The organism is Pseudomonas sp. F220, from assembly GCF_057813935.1.
This window is the reverse complement of sequence record NZ_JBVASJ010000030.1, coordinates 60,445-80,477: the sequence shown is the minus strand read 5'-3', so window position 1 is coordinate 80,477 and position 20,033 is coordinate 60,445. Positions and strand designations below refer to the sequence as shown.

Annotated in this window: 19 protein-coding genes and 1 pseudogene; 10 read left to right on the top strand and 10 right to left on the bottom strand. The window is 57.3% G+C overall.

The window, feature by feature from the left end:
* Positions 1–141: 141 nt before the first annotated feature.
* Positions 142–1,341 carry a tyrosine--tRNA ligase gene (gene tyrS, locus ACZYSM_RS22000; protein WP_489074542.1) on the bottom strand — a complete coding sequence of 400 codons (1,200 nt, stop codon included), beginning with the start codon at positions 1,339–1,341 and terminating at the stop codon, positions 142–144.
* Between the two features lie 210 nt (positions 1,342–1,551).
* Between tyrS and ACZYSM_RS21995 the strand changes: the two genes are divergently transcribed.
* Both ACZYSM_RS21995 and ACZYSM_RS21990 read left to right on the top strand, forming a co-directional pair.
* A complete protein-coding gene (locus ACZYSM_RS21995; RefSeq protein ID WP_489074538.1) occupies positions 1,552–2,973 on the top strand; it encodes a peptidoglycan DD-metalloendopeptidase family protein in 1,422 nt (473 codons plus the stop codon).
* A 3-nt stretch (positions 2,974–2,976) separates the two neighbouring features.
* Positions 2,977–4,068: an anhydro-N-acetylmuramic acid kinase gene (locus ACZYSM_RS21990; protein ID WP_489074536.1), complete on the top strand. Its 1,092-nt coding sequence runs from the start codon at positions 2,977–2,979 to the stop codon at positions 4,066–4,068.
* A 73-nt stretch (positions 4,069–4,141) separates the two neighbouring features.
* Here the strand turns inward: ACZYSM_RS21990 and erpA are convergent, their stop codons facing one another.
* Both erpA and argC read right to left on the bottom strand, forming a co-directional pair.
* Positions 4,142–4,492 (bottom strand): iron-sulfur cluster insertion protein ErpA, encoded by a 351-nt coding sequence (gene erpA, locus ACZYSM_RS21985; RefSeq protein WP_007947969.1) that lies wholly within the window; start codon positions 4,490–4,492, stop codon positions 4,142–4,144.
* A 136-nt stretch (positions 4,493–4,628) separates the two neighbouring features.
* Positions 4,629–5,663: an N-acetyl-gamma-glutamyl-phosphate reductase gene (gene argC / locus ACZYSM_RS21980; protein ID WP_489074533.1), complete on the bottom strand. Its 1,035-nt coding sequence runs from the start codon at positions 5,661–5,663 to the stop codon at positions 4,629–4,631.
* Between the two features lie 135 nt (positions 5,664–5,798).
* Here argC and hemJ point away from each other — a divergent pair, with 135 nt between their 5' ends.
* The 6 genes and pseudogenes from hemJ to coq7 all read left to right on the top strand — a co-directional run bounded on the left by hemJ (position 5,799) and on the right by coq7 (position 10,268).
* Positions 5,799–6,230 (top strand): protoporphyrinogen oxidase HemJ, encoded by a 432-nt coding sequence (gene hemJ, locus ACZYSM_RS21975; RefSeq protein WP_489074531.1) that lies wholly within the window; start codon positions 5,799–5,801, stop codon positions 6,228–6,230.
* A gap of 34 nt (positions 6,231–6,264) precedes the next feature.
* Positions 6,265–7,233 (top strand): NAD(P)H-dependent flavin oxidoreductase, encoded by a 969-nt coding sequence (locus ACZYSM_RS21970; RefSeq protein ID WP_489074529.1) that lies wholly within the window; start codon positions 6,265–6,267, stop codon positions 7,231–7,233.
* Positions 7,234–7,324: 91 nt separating this feature from the next.
* Positions 7,325–8,223: pseudogene (locus tag ACZYSM_RS21965) on the top strand (DUF805 domain-containing protein).
* A gap of 62 nt (positions 8,224–8,285) precedes the next feature.
* The gene (locus ACZYSM_RS21960; protein WP_489074527.1) at positions 8,286–9,074 is read left to right on the top strand and encodes an SDR family NAD(P)-dependent oxidoreductase; all 789 of its coding nucleotides are present in this window, start codon (positions 8,286–8,288) and stop codon (positions 9,072–9,074) included.
* 80 nt (positions 9,075–9,154) lie between these two features.
* Entirely contained in the window at positions 9,155–9,493 is a 339-nt protein-coding gene (locus ACZYSM_RS21955) for a histidine triad nucleotide-binding protein (RefSeq protein WP_489074525.1), read from the top strand.
* A gap of 127 nt (positions 9,494–9,620) precedes the next feature.
* Entirely contained in the window at positions 9,621–10,268 is a 648-nt protein-coding gene (gene coq7, locus ACZYSM_RS21950; protein ID WP_489074523.1) for a 2-polyprenyl-3-methyl-6-methoxy-1,4-benzoquinone monooxygenase, read from the top strand.
* A gap of 78 nt (positions 10,269–10,346) precedes the next feature.
* On the opposite strand, the gene speD is transcribed toward coq7, so the two are convergent.
* Complete coding sequence (speD, locus tag ACZYSM_RS21945) at positions 10,347–11,141, bottom strand: adenosylmethionine decarboxylase (protein WP_489074521.1); 795 nt, start codon at positions 11,139–11,141, stop codon at positions 10,347–10,349.
* A 238-nt stretch (positions 11,142–11,379) separates the two neighbouring features.
* Positions 11,380–11,802 (bottom strand): OsmC family protein, encoded by a 423-nt coding sequence (locus ACZYSM_RS21940; RefSeq protein ID WP_489074519.1) that lies wholly within the window; start codon positions 11,800–11,802, stop codon positions 11,380–11,382.
* A 238-nt stretch (positions 11,803–12,040) separates the two neighbouring features.
* On the opposite strand from ACZYSM_RS21940, the gene crp reads away from it, so the two are divergent.
* Entirely contained in the window at positions 12,041–12,685 is a 645-nt protein-coding gene (gene crp / locus ACZYSM_RS21935) for a cAMP-activated global transcriptional regulator CRP (protein ID WP_489074517.1), read from the top strand.
* Here the strand turns inward: crp and ACZYSM_RS21930 are convergent.
* From ACZYSM_RS21930 to ACZYSM_RS21915, 4 genes are all read right to left on the bottom strand, one after another.
* Positions 12,682–13,383, bottom strand: coding sequence for a lipoate--protein ligase family protein (locus ACZYSM_RS21930; RefSeq protein ID WP_489074515.1), 702 nt, complete (start codon positions 13,381–13,383; stop codon positions 12,682–12,684). The two genes, crp and ACZYSM_RS21930, sit on opposite strands and share 4 nt — an antisense overlap.
* Positions 13,384–13,460: 77 nt before the next feature.
* Complete coding sequence (gene trpC / locus ACZYSM_RS21925; RefSeq protein WP_489074513.1) at positions 13,461–14,297, bottom strand: indole-3-glycerol phosphate synthase TrpC; 837 nt, start codon at positions 14,295–14,297, stop codon at positions 13,461–13,463.
* Positions 14,294–15,343 (bottom strand): anthranilate phosphoribosyltransferase, encoded by a 1,050-nt coding sequence (trpD, locus tag ACZYSM_RS21920; protein WP_489074511.1) that lies wholly within the window; start codon positions 15,341–15,343, stop codon positions 14,294–14,296. The genes trpC and trpD overlap by 4 nt, the downstream gene beginning before the upstream one ends.
* Before the next feature lie 9 nt (positions 15,344–15,352).
* Positions 15,353–15,946, bottom strand: coding sequence for an aminodeoxychorismate/anthranilate synthase component II (locus ACZYSM_RS21915; RefSeq protein ID WP_489074509.1), 594 nt, complete (start codon positions 15,944–15,946; stop codon positions 15,353–15,355).
* A gap of 410 nt (positions 15,947–16,356) precedes the next feature.
* On the opposite strand from ACZYSM_RS21915, the gene estP reads away from it, so the two are divergent.
* Positions 16,357–18,267 carry an esterase EstP gene (gene estP, locus ACZYSM_RS21910; RefSeq protein ID WP_489074507.1) on the top strand — a complete coding sequence of 637 codons (1,911 nt, stop codon included), beginning with the start codon at positions 16,357–16,359 and terminating at the stop codon, positions 18,265–18,267.
* A gap of 222 nt (positions 18,268–18,489) precedes the next feature.
* Here the strand turns inward: estP and trpE are convergent, their stop codons facing one another.
* Positions 18,490–19,965 (bottom strand): anthranilate synthase component I, encoded by a 1,476-nt coding sequence (gene trpE / locus ACZYSM_RS21905; protein ID WP_489074505.1) that lies wholly within the window; start codon positions 19,963–19,965, stop codon positions 18,490–18,492.
* Positions 19,966–20,033: the final 68 nt, after the last annotated feature.

Genomic DNA, 20,033 nt, shown 5'->3' with positions numbered 1-20,033 from the left:
CGGGCCTCGATGAACTGAAGCGTAACCGCTGTCGAAAACTGCGTAACTCTTTGTTTACCAAGGAGTTTTCCGTTTCGACTGCGCCGGAAGTGGGGCGAATTATAGACTTACAGAATCTGCCGTCAAGCCCTAATTTCAGCCTTATCCAGATTTGAGCGTAATACGCGCAAATGCCTTCTTTCCAGCCTGGCAAACGTGCGTCTCACCCAATGCATATATATAGGTGCGATCGACCACCTCACCATCTATACGCACACCACCCGAACCAAGAAGGTCGCGCGCCACTGCCGAGTTCCTTACCAGGCCTGCCTTATTAAGGACGGCGGCAATCGGCATATCCTCAGTAGCAGTCAATTCGATCTCCGGCAGATCATCCGGCAACTCGCCATCCTTCATGCGATTGCCCGCCGCACGATGAGCGTTCGCCGCAGCCTCTTCACCATGGAAGCGCGCAACGATCTCTTCAGCCAACTTGATCTTAATGTCACGAGGATTGGCGCCAGCCTCTACATCAGCTTTAAAGACTGCAATCTCATCCATCGAGCGGAAGCTCAACAATTCGAAGTAGCGCCACATCAGCACGTCCGGAATGGAAACCAGCTTGCCGTACATGACGCCTGGTGCTTCTTGAATCCCGACGTAGTTGCCCAGAGACTTGGACATCTTCTTCACGCCATCCAGACCCTCAAGCAGCGGCATGGTGAGAATGCACTGCGCCTCCTGCCCATAAGCGCGTTGCAACTCACGCCCCATCAGCAGGTTGAACTTCTGATCTGTGCCGCCCAGCTCGACATCGGCACGCAACGCCACCGAGTCATACCCCTGAACCAGCGGATAAAGGAACTCATGGATCGCGATCGGCTGATTGGTCGAGTAGCGCTTGTCGAAGTCGTCGCGCTCAAGCATGCGCGCCACAGTGTACTGCGAGGTGAGACGAATGAAGTCCGCGGGCCCCATCTTGTCCATCCAGGTGGAGTTGAACGCCACCTCGGTCTTGGCCGGATCAAGAATTTTGAATACCTGGGTCTTGTAGGTCTCGGCATTGTCGAGAACCTGCTCACGAGTCAGTGGAGGACGCGTTGCGCTCTTGCCGCTCGGGTCGCCAATCATCCCAGTGAAATCACCGATCAGGAAAATCACCTGATGCCCCAGATCCTGGAACTGACGCAGCTTATTAATAAGCACGGTGTGACCCAGGTGCAAATCCGGCGCAGTCGGATCAAAGCCAGCCTTAATACGTAGCGGCTGGCCACGCTTGAGCTTTTCGATCAGCTCGGACTCAACCAACACCTCTTCCGCACCACGTTTGATCAGCGCTAGCTGCTCTTCAACCGACTTCATAACAGACCCGCGAGACTCAGATTCAAAGGGAACCAACCATACAAGATCGCGGACTAATTACAAGTTTTGCCCGGCGTACGGAGACCAATCCACGAACAGAGCGTCCGCGGGCTTGCTTCACAGATGATTTGGTTATATTTTATACAGTTATTTAATCTTCATCATGTCATTCATCTTTTCCAATTCATCTTTATCAAAGTCAAATTACCTATGACCTCAGAACCGTCTAAAGCGCCGCCGCTTTATCCGAAGACCCACCTGCTCGCAGCAAGTGGAATTGCTGCTCTCCTCAGCCTGGCGCTACTGGTATTCCCTTCCAGCGATGTAGAAGCCAAAAGAACAACTCTGAGTCTCGACCTGGAAACCCCGGTTGAGCAACTGACACAAGATCAAGACGCCTCCAACGCCGAGCAAGCCACAAATGAAGCTGTGGCCTCTCCGTTCGCACAGATCGAAAGCAGCGCTGAAGACACCCAGGAAACAGCTCAAGCACAGCCTGTTCCAGCGGTTGTAGAAGCGAAAAAAGCCCCTGGACACAGGGAAGTAATTGTTGCCAAAGGCGACACGCTTTCCACGCTTTTCGAGAAAGCTGGCCTTCCAGCAGCGTTGGTGCATGAAGTCCTGGCCAGCGATAAACAGGCCAAACAGTTTTCGCAACTCAAACACGGCCAGAAACTCGAGTTTGAACTGAGCCCCGATGGGCAACTGAACAACCTGCACAGCAAGGTCAGCGACCTGGAAAGCATTACCCTGACCAAGGGCGCCAAGGGCTTTGCATTCAACCGTGTCACCGCCAAGCCCACTGTGCGCTCTGCCTATGTTCATGGCGTGATCAACAACTCACTCTCGCAGTCCGCCGCGCGTGCCGGCTTGTCCCATAGCCTGACCATGGACATGGCCAGCGTGTTTGGCTATGACGTCGACTTCGCCCAGGATATTCGCCAGGGTGACGAATTCGATGTGATCTACGAACAAAAGGTCATCAACGGCAAGACCGTCGGCACCGGCCCTATCCTTTCCGCACGTTTCACCAACCGCGGCAAGACCTACACCGCCGTGCGCTACACCAACAAACAAGGCAACAGCAGCTACTACACCGCTGATGGCAACAGCATGCGCAAGGCGTTCATTCGCACCCCGGTCGACTTCGCCCGCATCAGTTCGCGCTTTTCCATGGGTCGCAAGCACCCAATCCTGAACAAGATCCGCGCCCACAAAGGCGTCGATTACGCAGCCCCTCGAGGTACACCAATCAAGGCAGCCGGTGATGGCAAGGTTCTATTGGCCGGTCGCCGCGGTGGCTATGGCAACACCGTGATCATCCAGCACGGCAATACCTATCGCACGCTCTATGGGCACATGCAGGGCTTCGCCAAAGGCGTCCAGACTGGCGGCAACGTCAAACAAGGCCAGGTCATCGGTTATATCGGTACTACAGGGCTCTCCACCGGCCCGCACTTGCACTATGAGTTCCAGGTCAATGGAGTGCACGTCGACCCTCTGGGTCAGAAGTTACCAATGGCCGACCCGATCGCCAAAGCGGAGCGTGCGCGTTTCCAGCAGCAAAGTCAGCCGCTGATGGCACGGATGGACCAAGAGAAAGCCACCATGCTGGCTTCGAGAAAACGCTGAGCCATGGCGCTCTATATAGGTGTGATGTCCGGGACCAGCCTTGATGGCCTGGATATCGCGCTGATCGAGCAAGCACCGGCGGTCAAGCTGATCGCCACACACTACATCCCCATGCCTGAAACCCTGCGCGCCGAGATGCTTGGCTTGTGCGCCAGCGGCCCGGACGAGATTGCCCGCTCCGCCATCGCCCAACAGAGCTGGGTACAACTGGCCGCTCAGGGCATCCGCACCCTCCTCGATCAACAACAACTGAAGCCCGAAGACATTCGAGCGATTGGCAGCCATGGGCAAACCATTCGCCATGAGCCTGCACGAGGCTTCACCGTCCAGATCGGCAATCCAGCCCTGCTGACTGAACTGACCGGAATTACCGTCGTCAGCGATTTCCGCAGCCGTGACGTTGCCGCTGGCGGCCAGGGTGCTCCGCTGGTTCCAGCCTTCCACGAAGCACTGTTTGATGAGTGTGCAGGTAATCGCGCAGTACTGAATGTCGGCGGTTTCAGCAATCTCAGCCTGATCGAGACCGGTAAACCTGTCTCAGGTTTTGACTGCGGCCCAGGGAACGTTTTGCTTGATGCCTGGATTCACGTGCAGCGCGGCGACAACTTTGATCGCGATGGTCAGTGGGCCGCAAGCGGCAAGGTAGAGCCCACCCTGCTGAAAGCCTTGCTCAGCGATCCCTTCTTCCTGACCAAAGGCCCAAAGAGCACCGGCCGTGAAGTATTCAACCTTGAATGGCTACAGCAGCATCTGCGGCTCCTGCCAGAGTTTTCCGCAGAGGATGTACAAGCAACGCTGCTGGAGTTGACCGCACAGACTATCGTCGAGTCATTGCAAGCAGCGCAGATCGGGACGCAAGAGCTGCTGGTCTGCGGCGGTGGCGCCCACAACGCAGCACTGATGAGTCGCCTCGCCGCTCTGCTGCCAAACGCAAAAGTCAGTAGCACTGCGGCTTACGGCGTAGACCCGGACTGGGTCGAAGCTATGGCGTTTGCCTGGCTGGCCCATTGCTGCCTGGAAGGCATTGCAGCCAATCGCCCGAGCGTCACCGGCGCGCGCGGCTTGCGAGTACTCGGCGCCATCTATCCCGCTTGATCAATAGACAGCAAAACGCCGCAGAGCCCTGAGGCAATGCGGCGCTGAGTGAAACGGGTACAGCGCTGATCGATCAGATCGAGAACGAAGAACCGCAACCACACGTTGTGCTGGCATTCGGGTTCTTGATCACGAAACGAGAGCCTTCCAGACCTTCCTGATAGTCCACCTCGGCACCGGCCAGGTACTGAAAGCTCATCGGGTCTACGACCAGACTGACGCCCTCGCGCTCGACGATGGTGTCGTCATCGGCCACTTCTTCATCGAAGGTGAAGCCGTATTGAAACCCTGAACAACCGCCGCCCGTAACGAATACGCGCAGCTTCAAGCGATCATTACCCTCTTCATCGACCAGGCTCTTCACCTTGTGCGCGGCACCGTGGGTGAATTGCAAAGCCGTGGGGGTGAAGGATTCGACGCTCATGCTGACTATCTCCCGGCGTTACGCCGCCATAATGCGTGATGACGCGCATTATCCGCTTCTCCTAGAAAAGCGGTCAACTATTAGAGAAGCAGCTGCAAGCTATAAGCCGCAAGCTTATAGCTTGCAGCTGCTTTTTTTAAGGCAACATCCCAGCGTGAGACAAGCCCAAGCGTTCATCCAGACCGAACAAGATGTTCAGGTTCTGCACCGCCTGACCCGACGCACCTTTGACCAGGTTATCGATCACCGACAAAACCACCACCAGATCGCCATCTTGTGGACGATGCACGGCGATACGGCAAACGTTGGCACCGCGCACGCTACGGGTTTCCGGATGACTGCCGGCAGGCATGACATCGACGAACGGCTCATTGGCATAGCGCTTTTCAAACAGCGCCTGCAGATCCACCGACCTGTCTACAACCGTTGCGTAGAGCGTCGAGTGAATGCCACGGATCATTGGCGTCAGATGCGGGACAAACGTCAGGCCGATGTCCTTGCCCGCGGCGCGACGCAGTCCCTGGCGAATCTCAGGCAAGTGACGGTGCCCTTTGACCGCATAGGCCTTCATGCTTTCGGAAGTTTCGGAATACAGCGAGCCAACGCTGGCACCACGACCGGCGCCGCTGACACCCGACTTGCAGTCAGCGATCAAGCGCGTGGTATCTGCCAACCCAGCCTCGAGCAATGGCAGGAAGCCCAGCTGAGTGGCGGTTGGATAGCAACCTGGCACCGCGATCAGGCGCGCCTGCTTGATTTGCTCGCGATTCACTTCCGGCAAACCGTAAACGGCTTCCTCCAGCAACTCTGGCGCGCCATGAGGCTGGCCGTACCACTTGGCCCATTCATCAGCGTCCTGCAAACGGAAGTCTGCCGACAGGTCGATAACCTTGGTGCCCGCCGCCAGCAGCTCGCCCGCCAACGCATGAGCAACCCCGTGGGGCGTGGCGAAGAACACCACATCACAAGCAGCCAACGTCTTGATGTCCGGCACGCTGAACGCCAGACCGTCGTAGTGACCTCGCAGATTAGGGTACATGTCGGCAACGGCCAGGCCCGCCTCGGATCGCGAAGTGATGACCACCACTTCAGCTTGCGGATGCTGTGCCAACAGACGCAGCAGTTCGACACCGGTGTAACCCGTGCCGCCGACGATACCGACCTTGACCATATACCTGCCCTCAACGAACCCACTGGAAAGCCGTTGATAATAGGGGCCGCGCCGTCCTGCGACAACCGTCAAGGTGACGTGCGGACGCTCTAACCTCTACTATCTTGGCTACTGTGAACCTGGGAATAACCAAAAATGCTTTATCTATGGCTCAAAGCCTTTCACATCATCAGCCTGGTCTGCTGGTTTGCTGGCCTGTTCTACCTGCCGCGCCTGTTCGTCTATCACGCCCAAAGCGAAGACAGCGTCAGCAAGGAGCGCTTCAGTGTCATGGAGCGCAAGCTGTATCGCGGCATCATGGGACCGGCGATGATCGCCACCCTAGTGTTCGGAATCTGGCTGATCGGCCTCAACCCGAGCGCCTACTTCGGCCAAGGCGGCTGGATGCACGCCAAACTGACCCTCGTGGTGATCCTGATTGGCTACCACCATATGTGCGGCGCACAGGTAAAACGTTTTGCTCGTGGCGAAAACACCCGCAGCCATGTCTTTTATCGCTGGTTCAATGAAGTGCCAGTTCTGATATTGCTGGCTATTGTAATTTTGGTCGTTGTACGACCGTTCTAAGTTTTACTAGTCGTCACTATTCGGGGTACTTCCAATGTCGCTGCCCGCTCTGCTAGAACAATGTTTGCGTCTGCCTGTCGTGGCAGCGCCAATGTTCCTGATTTCCAATCCGCAGTTGGTACTGGCTTGCTGCCGTAACGGCGTGGTGGGGAGTTTTCCAGCTCTCAACCAACGTGAAAGCAGCGGCTTCAAAGCCTGGCTCGAGGAAATTGAAGTGGGGCTGGCAGCGCTGGAAAATCCTGCACCCTATGCCGTGAATTTGATCGTTCACCACAGCAACCCACGGCTTGAGGCGGATCTGTCGATCTGTATCGAACACAAAGTGCCGATTGTCATCACCAGCCTCGGCGCGGTGAAAGAGCTCGTCGATGCGGTACACAGTTATGGCGGACTGGTGTTTCACGACGTCACCACCCGTCGTCACGCTGAAAAGGCCGCTGAAGCGGGTGTTGACGGACTGATTGCGGTCGCCGCAGGCGCAGGCGGACATGCCGGTACCTGGAGCCCGTTCTCACTGATCGCCGAAATCCGTCAGTTCTTCGACAAGACCCTACTACTGGCCGGCTGCTTGAACCACGGCCACGAGATTCTTGCCGCGCAACTGCTCGGTGCAGATCTGGCGTATTTCGGTACACGCTTTATCGGCACCACCGAAAGCCACGCACCGGAGGCTTACAAGGAGATGCTACTGAACTCCAAGGCCGCCGACATCATTCATACCCCTGCCGTGTCTGGCGTCCCCGCAAGCTTCATGCGCCAGAGCCTGCTAAATGCCGGCTTCGATTTGGCGGCGCTGCAGAGCAAAGGCGAAGTCAACTTCGGCTCGAAACTCAAACCCCTCAGCGACGAAGCCAAAGCCTGGAAAACCGTTTGGTCTGCTGGTCAGGGCGTTGGCGAAATCGATGATCTGCCCAGTGTCGATCAATTGGTGGCACGGCTGAACGCCGAATACCGCAGCGCGCAAGAGCTTGCCGCGCAATTGCCAAAACGCTGGCCGCGCTAACGCCATTGGTGTTTTTTGGCCAGGCGATCAGGACTGGCCTTAAACTCCTACCTGTTAAGTCCCCCCATTTCAAATGACAAGGATGCCTTGTATGAGCGAAAGCCGTTTCAAGATTGTATTCGACGGAGCTCTACTTCCCGGCGTCGAGATCACTACGGCAAAGCTCAATCTCGCCGAGCTGTTCAAAAGCGATGTCTCGACCATTGAGCGGCTGTTTAGCGGAAAGCCAGTCGCATTGAAGCGCGACCTTTCCCGTGCGGATGCGCAAACTTACCTTGATGCGCTGTCGAAGACTGGCATCGATGCCAGAATCGAGACGGAACAGTCGATCGAGTTCAGCCTCACCGAGGTTCATCAGCCTGCTGCCGACAGTGCATCGTCCTCCAGTGATGACGAATCGCCCTACTCCCCTCCCCGCGCAGCGGTCGGTGAAACCCTTCCGGAGTTTTCCGAGCTAAAAGTGTTCAGCATTCAAGGGCGAATCGGCCGGCTACGGTTTCTGGCCTGGACATTGGTTTCGCTAATGGTCGCAGCCGCTGCCGCAGGAGTCATTGCGCTAAGTTTGTTCACAGGCGATCACTTCGCACTGGGAGGCCTTTTTTGCATCGTCGGAGTCCTTGCTTACCTCTACGTGAATATCACCATCACTGTCCAGCGCCTCCACGACCTTGGCTGGTCAGGCTGGTTATGGTTTCTAAACCTGGTGCCGCTGGTGGGCAGCGTGTTCCCGATTCTGATAACGGTTCTGCCGGGCAATACCGGCGCCAACCGTTATGGCGCACCGCCACCACCCAACAGCACTGCGGTCAAAATGCTGTCTTCGCTGTGGCTGGTGTTACTGGCCGTGGTGCTGATCGGCGCGATCTCCGGCGGCCTCAGCACCCTCACGGAGGAGTACGAAAGCAGCTCGGTGAGTCGCTACGAAAGCATCGGGCCAGCGACAGATGCAGCCGAACCAGCTCAGCCCCTGTAGACTCTGCGCAAGAATGAAAAGTGCTCCGTGCCTGTGACACCCTTGTCTCAGGTGCGAAGCCGTTGCGATGGAGAATTGCATGACCCGTTACGCTCTGATCACTGGCGCTTCCAGCGGCATTGGCCTGGCCATGGCCGAAGCGCTGGCAAGGCGCGGCCGCAGTCTGATTCTAGTGGCCCGCCAGCGTGATCAGTTGGAAAGCATTGCGATAGAACTGACCCAGCGTTTTGGCGTGGAAGTGCTGTTCCGTGCCTGCGACCTGGGCGAGCCACTGCGTCTCTCCGGTTTTCTGCTGGAGCTTGAGGAAGGTGATCGACAGATTGATTTGCTGGTCAATTGCGCCGGCATTGGTACCTGCGGCCCGTTTCTGGCCCAGGACTGGATGACTGAGCAAGACCTGATCGAGGTGAACATTCTCGCCCTCACCCGTTTGTGCCATGCCATTGGCAACACCATGGCCCTGCAGGGCGGCGGACAGATACTGAATGTCGCCTCGGTCGCAGCCTTCCATCCAGGCCCCTGGATGAGTACGTACTCTGCCAGCAAGGCCTATGTCCTGCATTTCTCAGAAGGCCTGCGCGAAGAACTGAAGAAATGTGCGGTAAAGGTATCAGTGCTCTGCCCCGGGCCAACGCGCACAGCCTTTTTCCGTACCGCCCAGCTCGACACCAGCAAGTTGGAAAACAGCAAGCTGTTGATGAGTCCCGAGGAAGTCGCGCTCTTTACCGTGCGCGCTTTGGAGAAGAACCGCGCAATCATCATTCCTGGGCGACGCAACCGCTGGCGTGCATTTATTCCGCGCCTGGGCTCGCGCTGGCTCATACGAAAAGTCGCCGGAGTCATCAACAAGACTTACTGCCCGCGTTAACTCACAACCACGCAAAGGACTGGGCGCAGACAGGTCACCTGAGTACACTCAGCCCGGACCCACTCAACGGAGAAACAGCTGTGGATACTCTGTTCACCAAGATCATCAACAGAGAAATACCCGCGAAGATCATCTACGAGGATGACCAGATACTGGCCTTCCACGATATTGCCCCACAGGCCCCGGTACACTTTTTGGTCATTCCGAAGAAACCGGTCCGCACGCTTAACGACCTCACCGAGGATGACAAGGCGCTGGCTGGACATATGTTGTTCACCGCCCAACGTCTTGCTAAAGAACTTGGCTGCGAACAAGGCTTTCGTGTGGTCATGAACTGCAATGAACTGGGCGGGCAGACCGTCTATCACATTCATATGCACGTACTCGGCCAGCGTCAGATGCACTGGCCGCCGGGCTGATTGCTCTAGAACCCACCTTTGCGGCACACCCTTTGCGCCATTACAGCCCAGGGTGTGCTGATCCAGCGCAGGCTTCGCGTCATCGATTGGGGTAAACTGGCCGCCGTGATTCTTCCCGGAGGTAAGCATGACTACCCAACGTCACTACTCGCCGATTGACCGTCTTCTGCTGCAAGCCGACACGGCCATGCGCACGTTGCTGCCCTTCAGCGGACAACCCTATCGCCCTTCACCCGCCATCGTGCAGCCTGAAGCGCAGATGAGCGATGCGGACACCCGGCACGTCGCAGGCCTGATGCGCATTAACCATACCGGTGAAGTCTGCGCCCAGGCGCTGTATCAGGGCCAGGCCCTGACCGCCAAGCTGCCGCACGTGCGGGCCGCGATGGAACATGCCGCCGAAGAAGAGATCGACCACCTGGTCTGGTGCGAACAACGCATCCGCCAATTGGGCAGCCATACCAGCCTATTGAACCCGTTGTTCTACGGCATGTCGTTCGGCATTGGTGCGGTTGCCGGGCTGATCAGCGACAAAGTCAGCCTCGGCTTCGTAGCGGCAACCGAAGATCAGGTCTGCAAGCATTTGAACGAACACCTTGAGCAACTGCCTGCCGAAGACGAAAAGTCCCGGGCAATTCTCGAGCAGATGCGCATCGATGAAGAACAACACGCCGAAAGTGCTCTGGATGCCGGTGGTTTCCGCTTCCCCGCGCCGATCAAATTCGGCATGAGTCTGATGGCCAAGGTCATGACCAAGAGCACTTATCGGATCTAAGTCCACACCCCTTATTCAGGACGGGACACCGAGCACAAAAAAGGGCGCTGAATAAGCGCCCTTTTTTTGCTTCAGAGATCAGCTCGACATGTTGCGAGCGTAGAAGATCTCCAGCATTTCGTGCTTCACCCGCTCAGTGACCTGAGCGCGCTGTTCTTCCGACAAGCTGCTGGTGGCATCGCCGAACAGATAGTTATCCAGTTCGAAATCCTTGAGCAGCATCTTGGTGTGGAACAGGTTCTCCTGATACACATTCACGTCGGTCATTTGGTAACCGTCGCGGGTGTCCTCGGAAAGGTAGTTCTGAATCGAGTTGATCTCGTGGTCGATGAAGTGTTTTTTACCTTCAACGTCACGGGTGAAACCGCGCACGCGGTAATCCACGGTAACAATGTCCGAATCGAACTGATGAATCAGATAGTTGAGCGCTTTAAGCGGTGAAATAACCCCGCACGTCGACACATCGATATCCACACGGAAAGTGGCGATACCGTCCACCGGATGAATCTCCGGGTAGGTATGTACGGTGATGTGGCTTTTGTCGAGGTGAGCCAGGATGGTTTCGGGCAGTGGACCTGGGGATTCTTCGATCTGGCTATCGGTAGGTGTCACCGGCTGCTCGGAAATCAGAATAGTCACGCTGGCGCCTTGCGGATCGTAATCCTGACGGGCGATGTTCAGGATGTTGGCACCAATGATATCGACAACATCTGTGAGAATCTGTGTCAGGCGTTCGGCGTCGTACTCTTGGTTGATGTACTCGACGTAAGCCTGTTGGTCCTGCGGGGTTTCCGCATAACAGATGTCATAGATGTTGAAGCTCAAGGTCTTTGTCAGGTTATTGAACCCGTGGAGCTTGAGTTTGCTTTTCACCGTTAAAAACTCTCTATGTATTGCGGCCTGGCCGCGTGATCAAGCATGCCCGTCAGATGCGGACGACGCACCTGCGTAGGACGGTTAACACCTCTTCGCGATGGCGATTTTGGTTGTCTGTTCGGACGAGTGATCTGCCTTGAAAGCGATCACTGCCCTGAAAAAAGTGGCGCATTATGCAGACCTCGGCCAATGATCGCCAGAGTCTGCACTGCTTTTATGATAGTTGAATGTCGATTCAACCGAGTTCGACGATCTCATAGTCGTGGGTAATGGCGACACCAGCGGCACCGAGCATGATCGACGCCGAGCAATACTTCTCGGCCGACAGCTCGATTGCGCGTTTAACCTGAGCTTCTTTCAGCCCCCGGCCCTTGACCACGAAATGCAGGTGGATCTTGGTAAAGACTTTTGGATCTTCGGTGGCGCGCTCGGCTTCAAGGAAAGCTTCACAGCTTTCCACTGCCTGACGAGACTTCTTCAGGATGCTGACCACATCGAAGTTGCTGCAACCGCCAAGACCCAGCAGGAGCATTTCCATGGGCCGCACGCCCAGGTTACGACCGCCGCTTTCTGGTGGGCCATCCATTACGACCACATGACCGCTGCCCGATTCACCGAGGAACATGGCTTCGCCAGCCCATTGGATGCGTGCCTTCATCGCCAAGACTCCACTGCTAAAAAAGGGTCGCCAGCTTAGCACAGGGCCCTGAAAGGACAGCGTTTTGCATCCAGCCAAAAGGCAGTCACCGCTGATAGATAAATTCTCGAATCTCTACAGAATGCGTCTGTTAAGCTGGCGCCAAATCAATGGCGCATGGCCACCCGCTTACAGCATCTTGCACTCTATAAAAAACCAAGACAAAACCACGCCGTGCAGTCTTTTTCGGGATTCAACCATGGTTGCTATTACCCCCATACCCAAGATCAAGAACCTCGACAAGTTGTTGATGCACTGCCAACGCCGACGCTATCAGGCCAAAAGCAACATCATCTGTGCTGGCGATCGTTCGGACACGCTGTTCTTCATCATCAAAGGTTCGGTCACCATCCTGATCGAAGACGACGATGGCCGGGAAATGATCATCGCCTACCTCAACTCAGGCGACTTCTTCGGCGAGCTAGGCTTATTTGAACAAGCCGGCCACGAACAGCAACGCAGCGCCTGGGTACGGGCCAAGATCGAGTGTGACGTGGCGGAGATCAGTTACAGCAAGTTCCGCGAACTGTCCCAGCAAGACCCGGAGATTCTCTACGTCCTCAGCGGCCAGATCGCCCAGCGCCTGCGCGACACCACGCGCAAGGTCGGCGACCTGGCGTTCTTTGACGTCACTGGCCGGGTAGCACGTTGCCTGCTGGAGCTGTGCAAACAACCGGATGCCATGACCCATCCTGACGGCATGCAGATCAAAGTGACCCGTCAGGAAATCGGCCGGATCGTCGGCTGCTCGCGGGAAATGGTCGGGCGTGTACTCAAGGATCTGGAAGAGCGCAACCTGGTGAACGTCAAAGGCAAGACCATGGTGGTGTTCGGCACTCGTTAAGTCGGTAGCAACTTTGTCAGTAGCTGCCGATACAAGGTATCCAGTCGCTTGATTGCATCCGGGGCGGCGAATTGCTCATGCAAGGCGATGTGGCTCTGGGCACGAACCCGCTGTTCAAGACCACAAGCTTCATTGAAGCGGTTGACCGCCGCGACCATTGTCTCGCGCTCGTTGTCCAGCAACAGCGCGCCGTGCACCAACCCCACCGGACGATGACCGCCCTTGCTCTGACGCCAACGCTGAGCGGTTCCCACCATCTTGCGACCATCGAGATTGACGTTAAAACGCCCGTCGCAGAATGCGCCGTCGACTTCACCCAGCGAAGGTGTACCGCCGAGTTCAGCGAGCAGCTCGCAGATCGGATCGCACAACCGCCGATAGGCAATTTCGATCCGACCGTGGTCACCTTCACTGCGCGGTGGCGCATAGACCAGCGCGATGTTGATGGTTGCCGAAGACTGCGGTACCGGTTCACCACCGGTCTCACGCAACAACACCGGCCAACCGCTGGCGGCCAGCTCAATACTTGCTGCCTCAAAGCCTGGCAAGCGGCTCAAACGTCTGGGCATGACCAGCGCTCGATCACTTGGCTGCCAGAACAACAGGCCAAACTCCTGCTCCCCAGCGCAAACAGAGGCCAGTAAGTCCTGTTCGGCACGCAGGCCAGCTTCGACGGTCAAGGCAACGGGCTGAATCATGGCGGTATGAATCCTTTGCAATGGCGCACGTCTATTATAAAAAAGCCGGCATCGCCGGCTTCTTCATTAAATCAGGTTCAGTCAAGAGTGGAGCCGCTCACCGGCACACCACGCTCAGGGAAGAACAGCCGTTGCAACTCCGCGCCCGGACTCTCCGCACGCATGAACGCCTCGCCGACCAGGAAAGAATACACATCGCTGATTTCCATCAGCTCGACATCGGCTCGATTGAGGATGCCACTCTCGGTGATCACCAAACGATCACGCGGGATACGCGGCAATAGATCAAGGGTGGTTTCCAGGCTGACTTCAAAGGTGTGCAGGTTACGGTTGTTAACGCCCACCAGTGGTGTGTCGAGGGTTTTCAAGGCCCGCTCCAGTTCATCACCGTCGTGCACTTCAACCAGCACATCGAGGCCAACGCTTTTAGCCACGGCTGCCAGCTCGGCCATTTTCACGTCGTCCAGGGCGGAGACGATCAACAGCACGCAATCAGCGCCAAGCGCCCGAGCCTCAATGATCTGATAAGGATCGATCATGAAATCCTTGCGGATAACCGGCAGCTTGCAGGCCGCTCGCGCCTGTTGCAGATAAGCATCGGCGCCCTGGAAGTAATCGATATCAGTCAACACTGACAGGCAGGTCGCGCCGCCTTTTTCGTAGCTCTTGGCGATATCTGCCGGCACGAAGTTTTCGCGGATCACGCCTTTGCTTGGCGAGGCCTTTTTAATCTCGGCAATCACCGCTGGCTGCTTGAGCCTGGCTTGCTTGATCAACGCCGCGGCGAAACCACGCGGGGCATCTGCCAATGCGGCCAGACGCTCCAACTCAGCCAGACTCACGCGAGCGCTACGCTCAGCGACTTCCTCAACCTTGCGCGCGAGAATGTTTTCCAGAACCGTCGGCACACTCATCCTTCATTCTCCATCTTGAATACCGCGGTGAACGCGCCCAACTCTTCGAGTTTTTCCCGAGCAAGCCCGGTATGCAGTGCATCGTGAGCCAAGGCAACACCCTCTTTGAGGCTGCTCGCATGATCGGCGGCATACAGCGCAGCGCCGGCATTGAGCACGATCATTTCCGCAGCTTTTTGGCCGTACTCGGTTTTACGACGCCCCAAGGCATCGCGAATCAATTCAAGCGACGCCGCCGGGCTGTCGACCACCAGGCCGAACAGGCTCTGACTTTTTATACCGAGGTCTTCAGGCTGGACCCAATACTCGGTTATTTCGCCATCTTTAAGTTCAGCAACAAAGGTCGGGGCCGCGAGGCTGAATTCGTCCAGACCATCCTGGGAATGCACCACCAGCACATGCTTGCTGCCCAAACGTTGCAAAACTTCGGCCAATGGACGGCACAACGCCTGAGTGAACACGCCAACCACCTGATGCTTCACACCAGCCGGATTTGTAAGCGGGCCAAGCATGTTGAACAGCGTGCGCAGGCCCAAATCGCGGCGCGGCCCGGCGGCGTATTTCATTGCACCGTGATGGGACTGAGCGAACATAAAGCCAATGCCGACGTTATCGATGCAGCGTGCTACTTGAACGGGCGTCAGGTTCAGATAGATCCCGGCTGCCTCCAGCAAATCGGCGCTGCCGCTTTTACCGGAAACCGCACGATTACCGTGCTTGGCCACTGTGCAACCGGCCGCGGCGACCACAAACGAGGCCGCTGTCGACACGTTAAAGATGTTCGCGCCGTCACCGCCAGTGCCGACTACATCGACCACGCCATCGAGGGTTTTCAGTTCGACTTTATCCGCCAACTCGCGCATGACCGAAACCGCACCGACGATTTCGTCGATGCTCTCGCTTTTCATGCGCATGGCCATCATAAAGGCGCCGATCTGCGCGTCAGTGCATTGCCCAGTCATGATCTCGCGCATGACATCGCGCATCTCATCAGTACTCAGGTCCAGGTGGCCGACGATACGGCTCAGGGCAGTCTTGATATCCATGGAAAGTCCTTAGCGCGTGCCGCCGCTCTGCTTGAGGAAATTGGCGAACAGCTCGTGGCCCTGCTCGGTGAGGATCGACTCGGGGTGAAATTGCACACCCTCGACGTTCAGCGTTTTGTGGCGAAGGCCCATGATCTCGTCGACGGAGCCGTCTTCAAGCTGAGTCCAGGCGGTCAGTTCCAGGCAATCGGGCAGGGTTTCACGCTTGACGATCAGCGAGTGATAACGCGTGACCGTCAGCGGATGGTTCAAGCCTTCAAACACACCCTTGTCCTCGTGGAATACCGGGCTAGTCTTACCATGCATGACTTGACGCGCGCGCACTACATTGCCGCCAAAGGCCTGACCGATGGACTGATGTCCAAGGCATACACCCAGAATAGGTAACTTGCCGGCGAAGTGCTTGATGACTTCCAGGGAAACACCGGCTTCAGTCGGGGTGCAGGGGCCTGGGGAAACGACGATGCGCTCGGGCTTGAGGGCTTCGATCTCGGCGATGGTGAGTTCATCGTTACGCACCACTTTGACGTCTGAGCCCAGCTCGCCAAGGTACTGCACAACGTTGTAAGTAAAAGAGTCGTAGTTATCGATCATCAGCAACATGTGGGTTACAACCTCTTGAATTCACTGATTTTTAATACGGCCTTTGTATGATTTACCCGCAGCGTCTCCCGCTCTGTCAGTCGCTGGACTTGAGCCAGCACAAGCGGTGTTTCACACGGGTAAAGAAGGCAAATCGGTACAGGTCCGGCCGAGCCGGCAGAGAAAAGTTAGGCGCGCCAACGCCAACGGGCGTGGGCCTTAACAACTCGCATCAAGAGTTTGCTGACGATCAACACGGGGAAGGTCTCATTCATACGTTCCGGCACAGTAACTTAGCTGAGCAGAGGGTGCAATATGGCCGGGGCCAAGGCTTGCGAAACAATCGAAGGGTTCGCGACAGATGGCAAAAGGCCGGAAGTTTTTGGTACTGCCGTTTCGATCACTACAACAATACATAAACGGACTTACTCATGATCAAACAGACGTTGTTTGTACCGCTCGCCAGTTGCCTTCTCGCCATAGCCTGCAACCAGGCGAGCGCAGCGCCCAACCCCTACTCGAACTTCGTCGTGTTCGGCGATAGCCTGAACGATGCCGGGCAGTTCACTGATCCGGGCGGCCCCGCGGGTGCAACGCTGCGTTTCACCAACCGCACCGGCCCGATCTACCAGGATGGCAGCGGTGAATTCCGCGCCGCCAATTCGACGCAGTTGCTGGGCGGGAAACTGGGATTTTCGCCTGACCAAACGGCCGCCTCGACCTCGGCAGTACGCGCCAACCTGGGCCTGCCTGACGGCAACAACTGGGCTGTCGGCGGCTACCGCACCGACCAGATCCTCGACTCGATCACCACCACATCGGACACGGGCGAACGCAGCCGCGCGGGTTACCTGCCGACGAACAACTTCCGCGCCGACCCGAATGCACTGTATTACCTCTCGGGCGGTGGCAACGACTTTCTCCAGGGTCAAGTGACCAGCGTTGACGGGGCTAACGCCGCTGCCGATCGCCTGGTCAGCAGCGTGCAAACCCTGCAACAGGCCGGTGCCCGCTACATCATGGTCTGGCTGCTGCCGGACCTCGGCCTGACCCCGGCTATCAACGGCACACCGCAGCAAACGTTCACCTCCCAGCTCAGCGCCCAGTTCAACGCCGAACTGGTGAGCCAACTGCAGCGCGTCAACGCCGAGATCATCCCGCTCAACATTCCGCTGCTGCTTAAAGAGACGTTCGCCAACCCGGCGCAGTTCGGCCTGGCCACCGACCAGAACCTGACCGCCACCTGTTTCAGCGGCGACGGCTGCACCGAGAACGCCCGGTACGGCATCAACAGTGCCACCCCTGACCCGACCAAGCTGCTCTACAACGACTCGGTCCACCCGACCGAAACGGGGCAACGCCTGATTGCCGATTACGCCTACTCCCTGCTGGCCGCACCATGGGAGCTGACGTTGCTGCCGGAAATGGCCCAGGGCACCCTGCGCGCGCATCAGGATGAATTGCGCAACCAGTGGCTGGCTGACTGGGAAAACTGGCAAGGCGTTGGCCAATGGCGAGCAATTGTCGCCGGTGGCGGCCAACACCAGGACTTCGACACTCAAAGCAGCGGCGCAAGCGCCGACGGCAACGGCTACAACCTGAACATCGGCGGCAGCTACCGTCTCAATGAAGCCTGGCGCGTCGGTGTGGCTGCCGGTTTCTACCATCAGAAGCTTGAAGCAGGTCAGGACGACTCGGAATACAAACTCAACACGTACATGGGCACAGCGTTCGCCCAGTACCAGCAGAACCGCTGGTGGGCTGACGCCGCAATGACCGCCGGACATCTGGACTACGACAGCCTCAAGCGCAAGTTCGACCTTGGCGTTAACGAACGCGGGGAAAAAGGCGATACCCGCGGCTATGTGCTGGGCATCAGCGCTCGCCTGGGTTACGACATTGCGCAACAGGCGAGCAGCCCATGGCACCTGTCACCGTTCGTGAGCGCCGATTTCGCCAAGGTAAAAGTCGATGGTTACTCGGAAAACGGCGCCGACTCCACTGCGCTGACGTTCGATGACCAGTCGCGCAACTCCAGGCGCCTTGGCGTCGGTATCCAGGGCAAGTATCAGGTCACCCCGCAGACTCAAGTGTTTGGCGAGTTTGCCCACGAACGCGAGTACAACGACGACACCCAGGACCTGACCATCAGCCTCAACAGCCTGCCGAACAACCGGTTCACCCTGGCCGGTTACACCCCGCAGACCAACCTGAACCGCCTCAACCTGGGCGTGAGCCACAAACTCACTCAGGACCTGGCACTGCGGGCCAGCTACAACATCCGCAAGGATGACGACTTCACCCAACAAGGCATCAACGTGGGTGCCAGCCTGGACTTCTAAATTGCAGCCAATAAAAAACGCAGCGCCCTCACAGGCGCCGCGTTTTTTTATGGTGGTGAGGTCCTTGTGGGAGCGAGCCTGCTCGCGATAGCGGTGGATCAGGCCACATCAATGTTGGCTGTGATGGCCCCATCGCGAGCAGGCTCGCTCCCACAGATTTTGCGCCTTAACTTACTTTCGCTACAAAAAGCCCTGTCATCAAAGGACTGCGTGAACTCAGCGTTAAGGCGTCTGTTCGGCGAGAGCAACGGCGCGGAACATTGCGCGACGCTTGTTCAGCGTCTCTTCCCACTCCAGCGCTGGCACTGAGTCAGCGACAATACCGCCACCGGCCTGCACATGCAGTTCGCCGTCTTTGATCACCGCTGTACGGATCGCAATCGCGGTGTCCATATTGCCGTTCCAGGCGAAGTAACCCACCGCGCCGCCATAGACGCCGCGTTTGACTGGTTCCAGTTCGTCGATGATTTCCATCGCGCGGATCTTCGGCGCGCCGGACAACGTGCCCGCAGGCAGAATCGCCCGCAACGCGTCCATCGCCGTGAGGCCGGCTTTCAGTTGGCCAGTGACGTTGGAGACGATGTGCATCACGTTGGAATAACGTTCGATGACCATTTTCTCAGTGAGTTTCACTGAGCCGATCTCCGAGACCCGGCCAGTGTCGTTGCGACCCAGGTCGATCAGCATCAGGTGCTCGGCGATTTCCTTGTCATCGGACAGCAGGTCTTCTTCCAGCGCCAGGTCGGCCTCTTCATTGGCCCCGCGTGGGCGGGTGCCAGCAATAGGCCGGACAGTGATCAGATTGTCTTCGACCCGCACCAGCACTTCCGGCGAACTGCCGACAACATGGAAGTCGCCGAAGTTGAAGAAGTACATATAAGGGGTCGGGTTGAAGCAGCGCAGCGCCCGATACAAATCAATCGGCGCGGCCTTGAAGTCAATGGACATGCGTTGCGACGGCACGACCTGCATGCAGTCACCGGCGAGGATGTATTCCTTGATGGTGTCCACCGCCCGCTCGTAATCGTCCTGAGTGAAGCTCGAACGGAACACGGGATCAGCGGCCTGTTGCTTGCTGAAGTCCAGACCGCGACGCGGGGTGATCGGTTGACGGAGTTTTTCCAGCAACGCTTCCAGTTGCGCCAGACCATTCTCGTAGGCGTTTTCCTGGGACGGGTCCGCCAGGACAATTGCGTGCATCTTGCCGGCGAGGTTGTCGAACACCACCACCGCATCGGAAACCATCAGCAGAATATCCGGCACGCCCAGCGGATCGGGGTTCGGGCATTTACCCAAACGCTTTTCCACATATCGCACGCAGTCATAGCCGAAGTAACCCACCAGTCCGCCATTGAAGCGCGGCAATCCAGCGATGGTCGGTACGTTGTAGCGGGCCTTGAACGCTTCGACGAATGCCAGCGGGTCTTCGGATTCGTGGCTTTCGATCTCCACACCATCGTGGGTTACGCTGATCTGATGATCATGGACACGCAACACGGTGCGGCATGGCAAGCCGATGATCGAATAACGGCCCCACTTCTCACCGCCCTGCACCGACTCCAACAGATAGGAATTCGGCTGATCGGCCAGTTTCAGGTAGATCGACAGCGGCGTGTCGAAGTCGGCAAGGGTTTCACAGGCAAGCGGGATACGGTTGTAGCCGGCAGCTGCCAAACGCAGGAATTCTTCGCGGATCATGAGTAGCCTCGTGGCTTGAGGGTCTAACAGTCAGTTATGCAAACACGCCGGACAGCCGGCCAGAATCA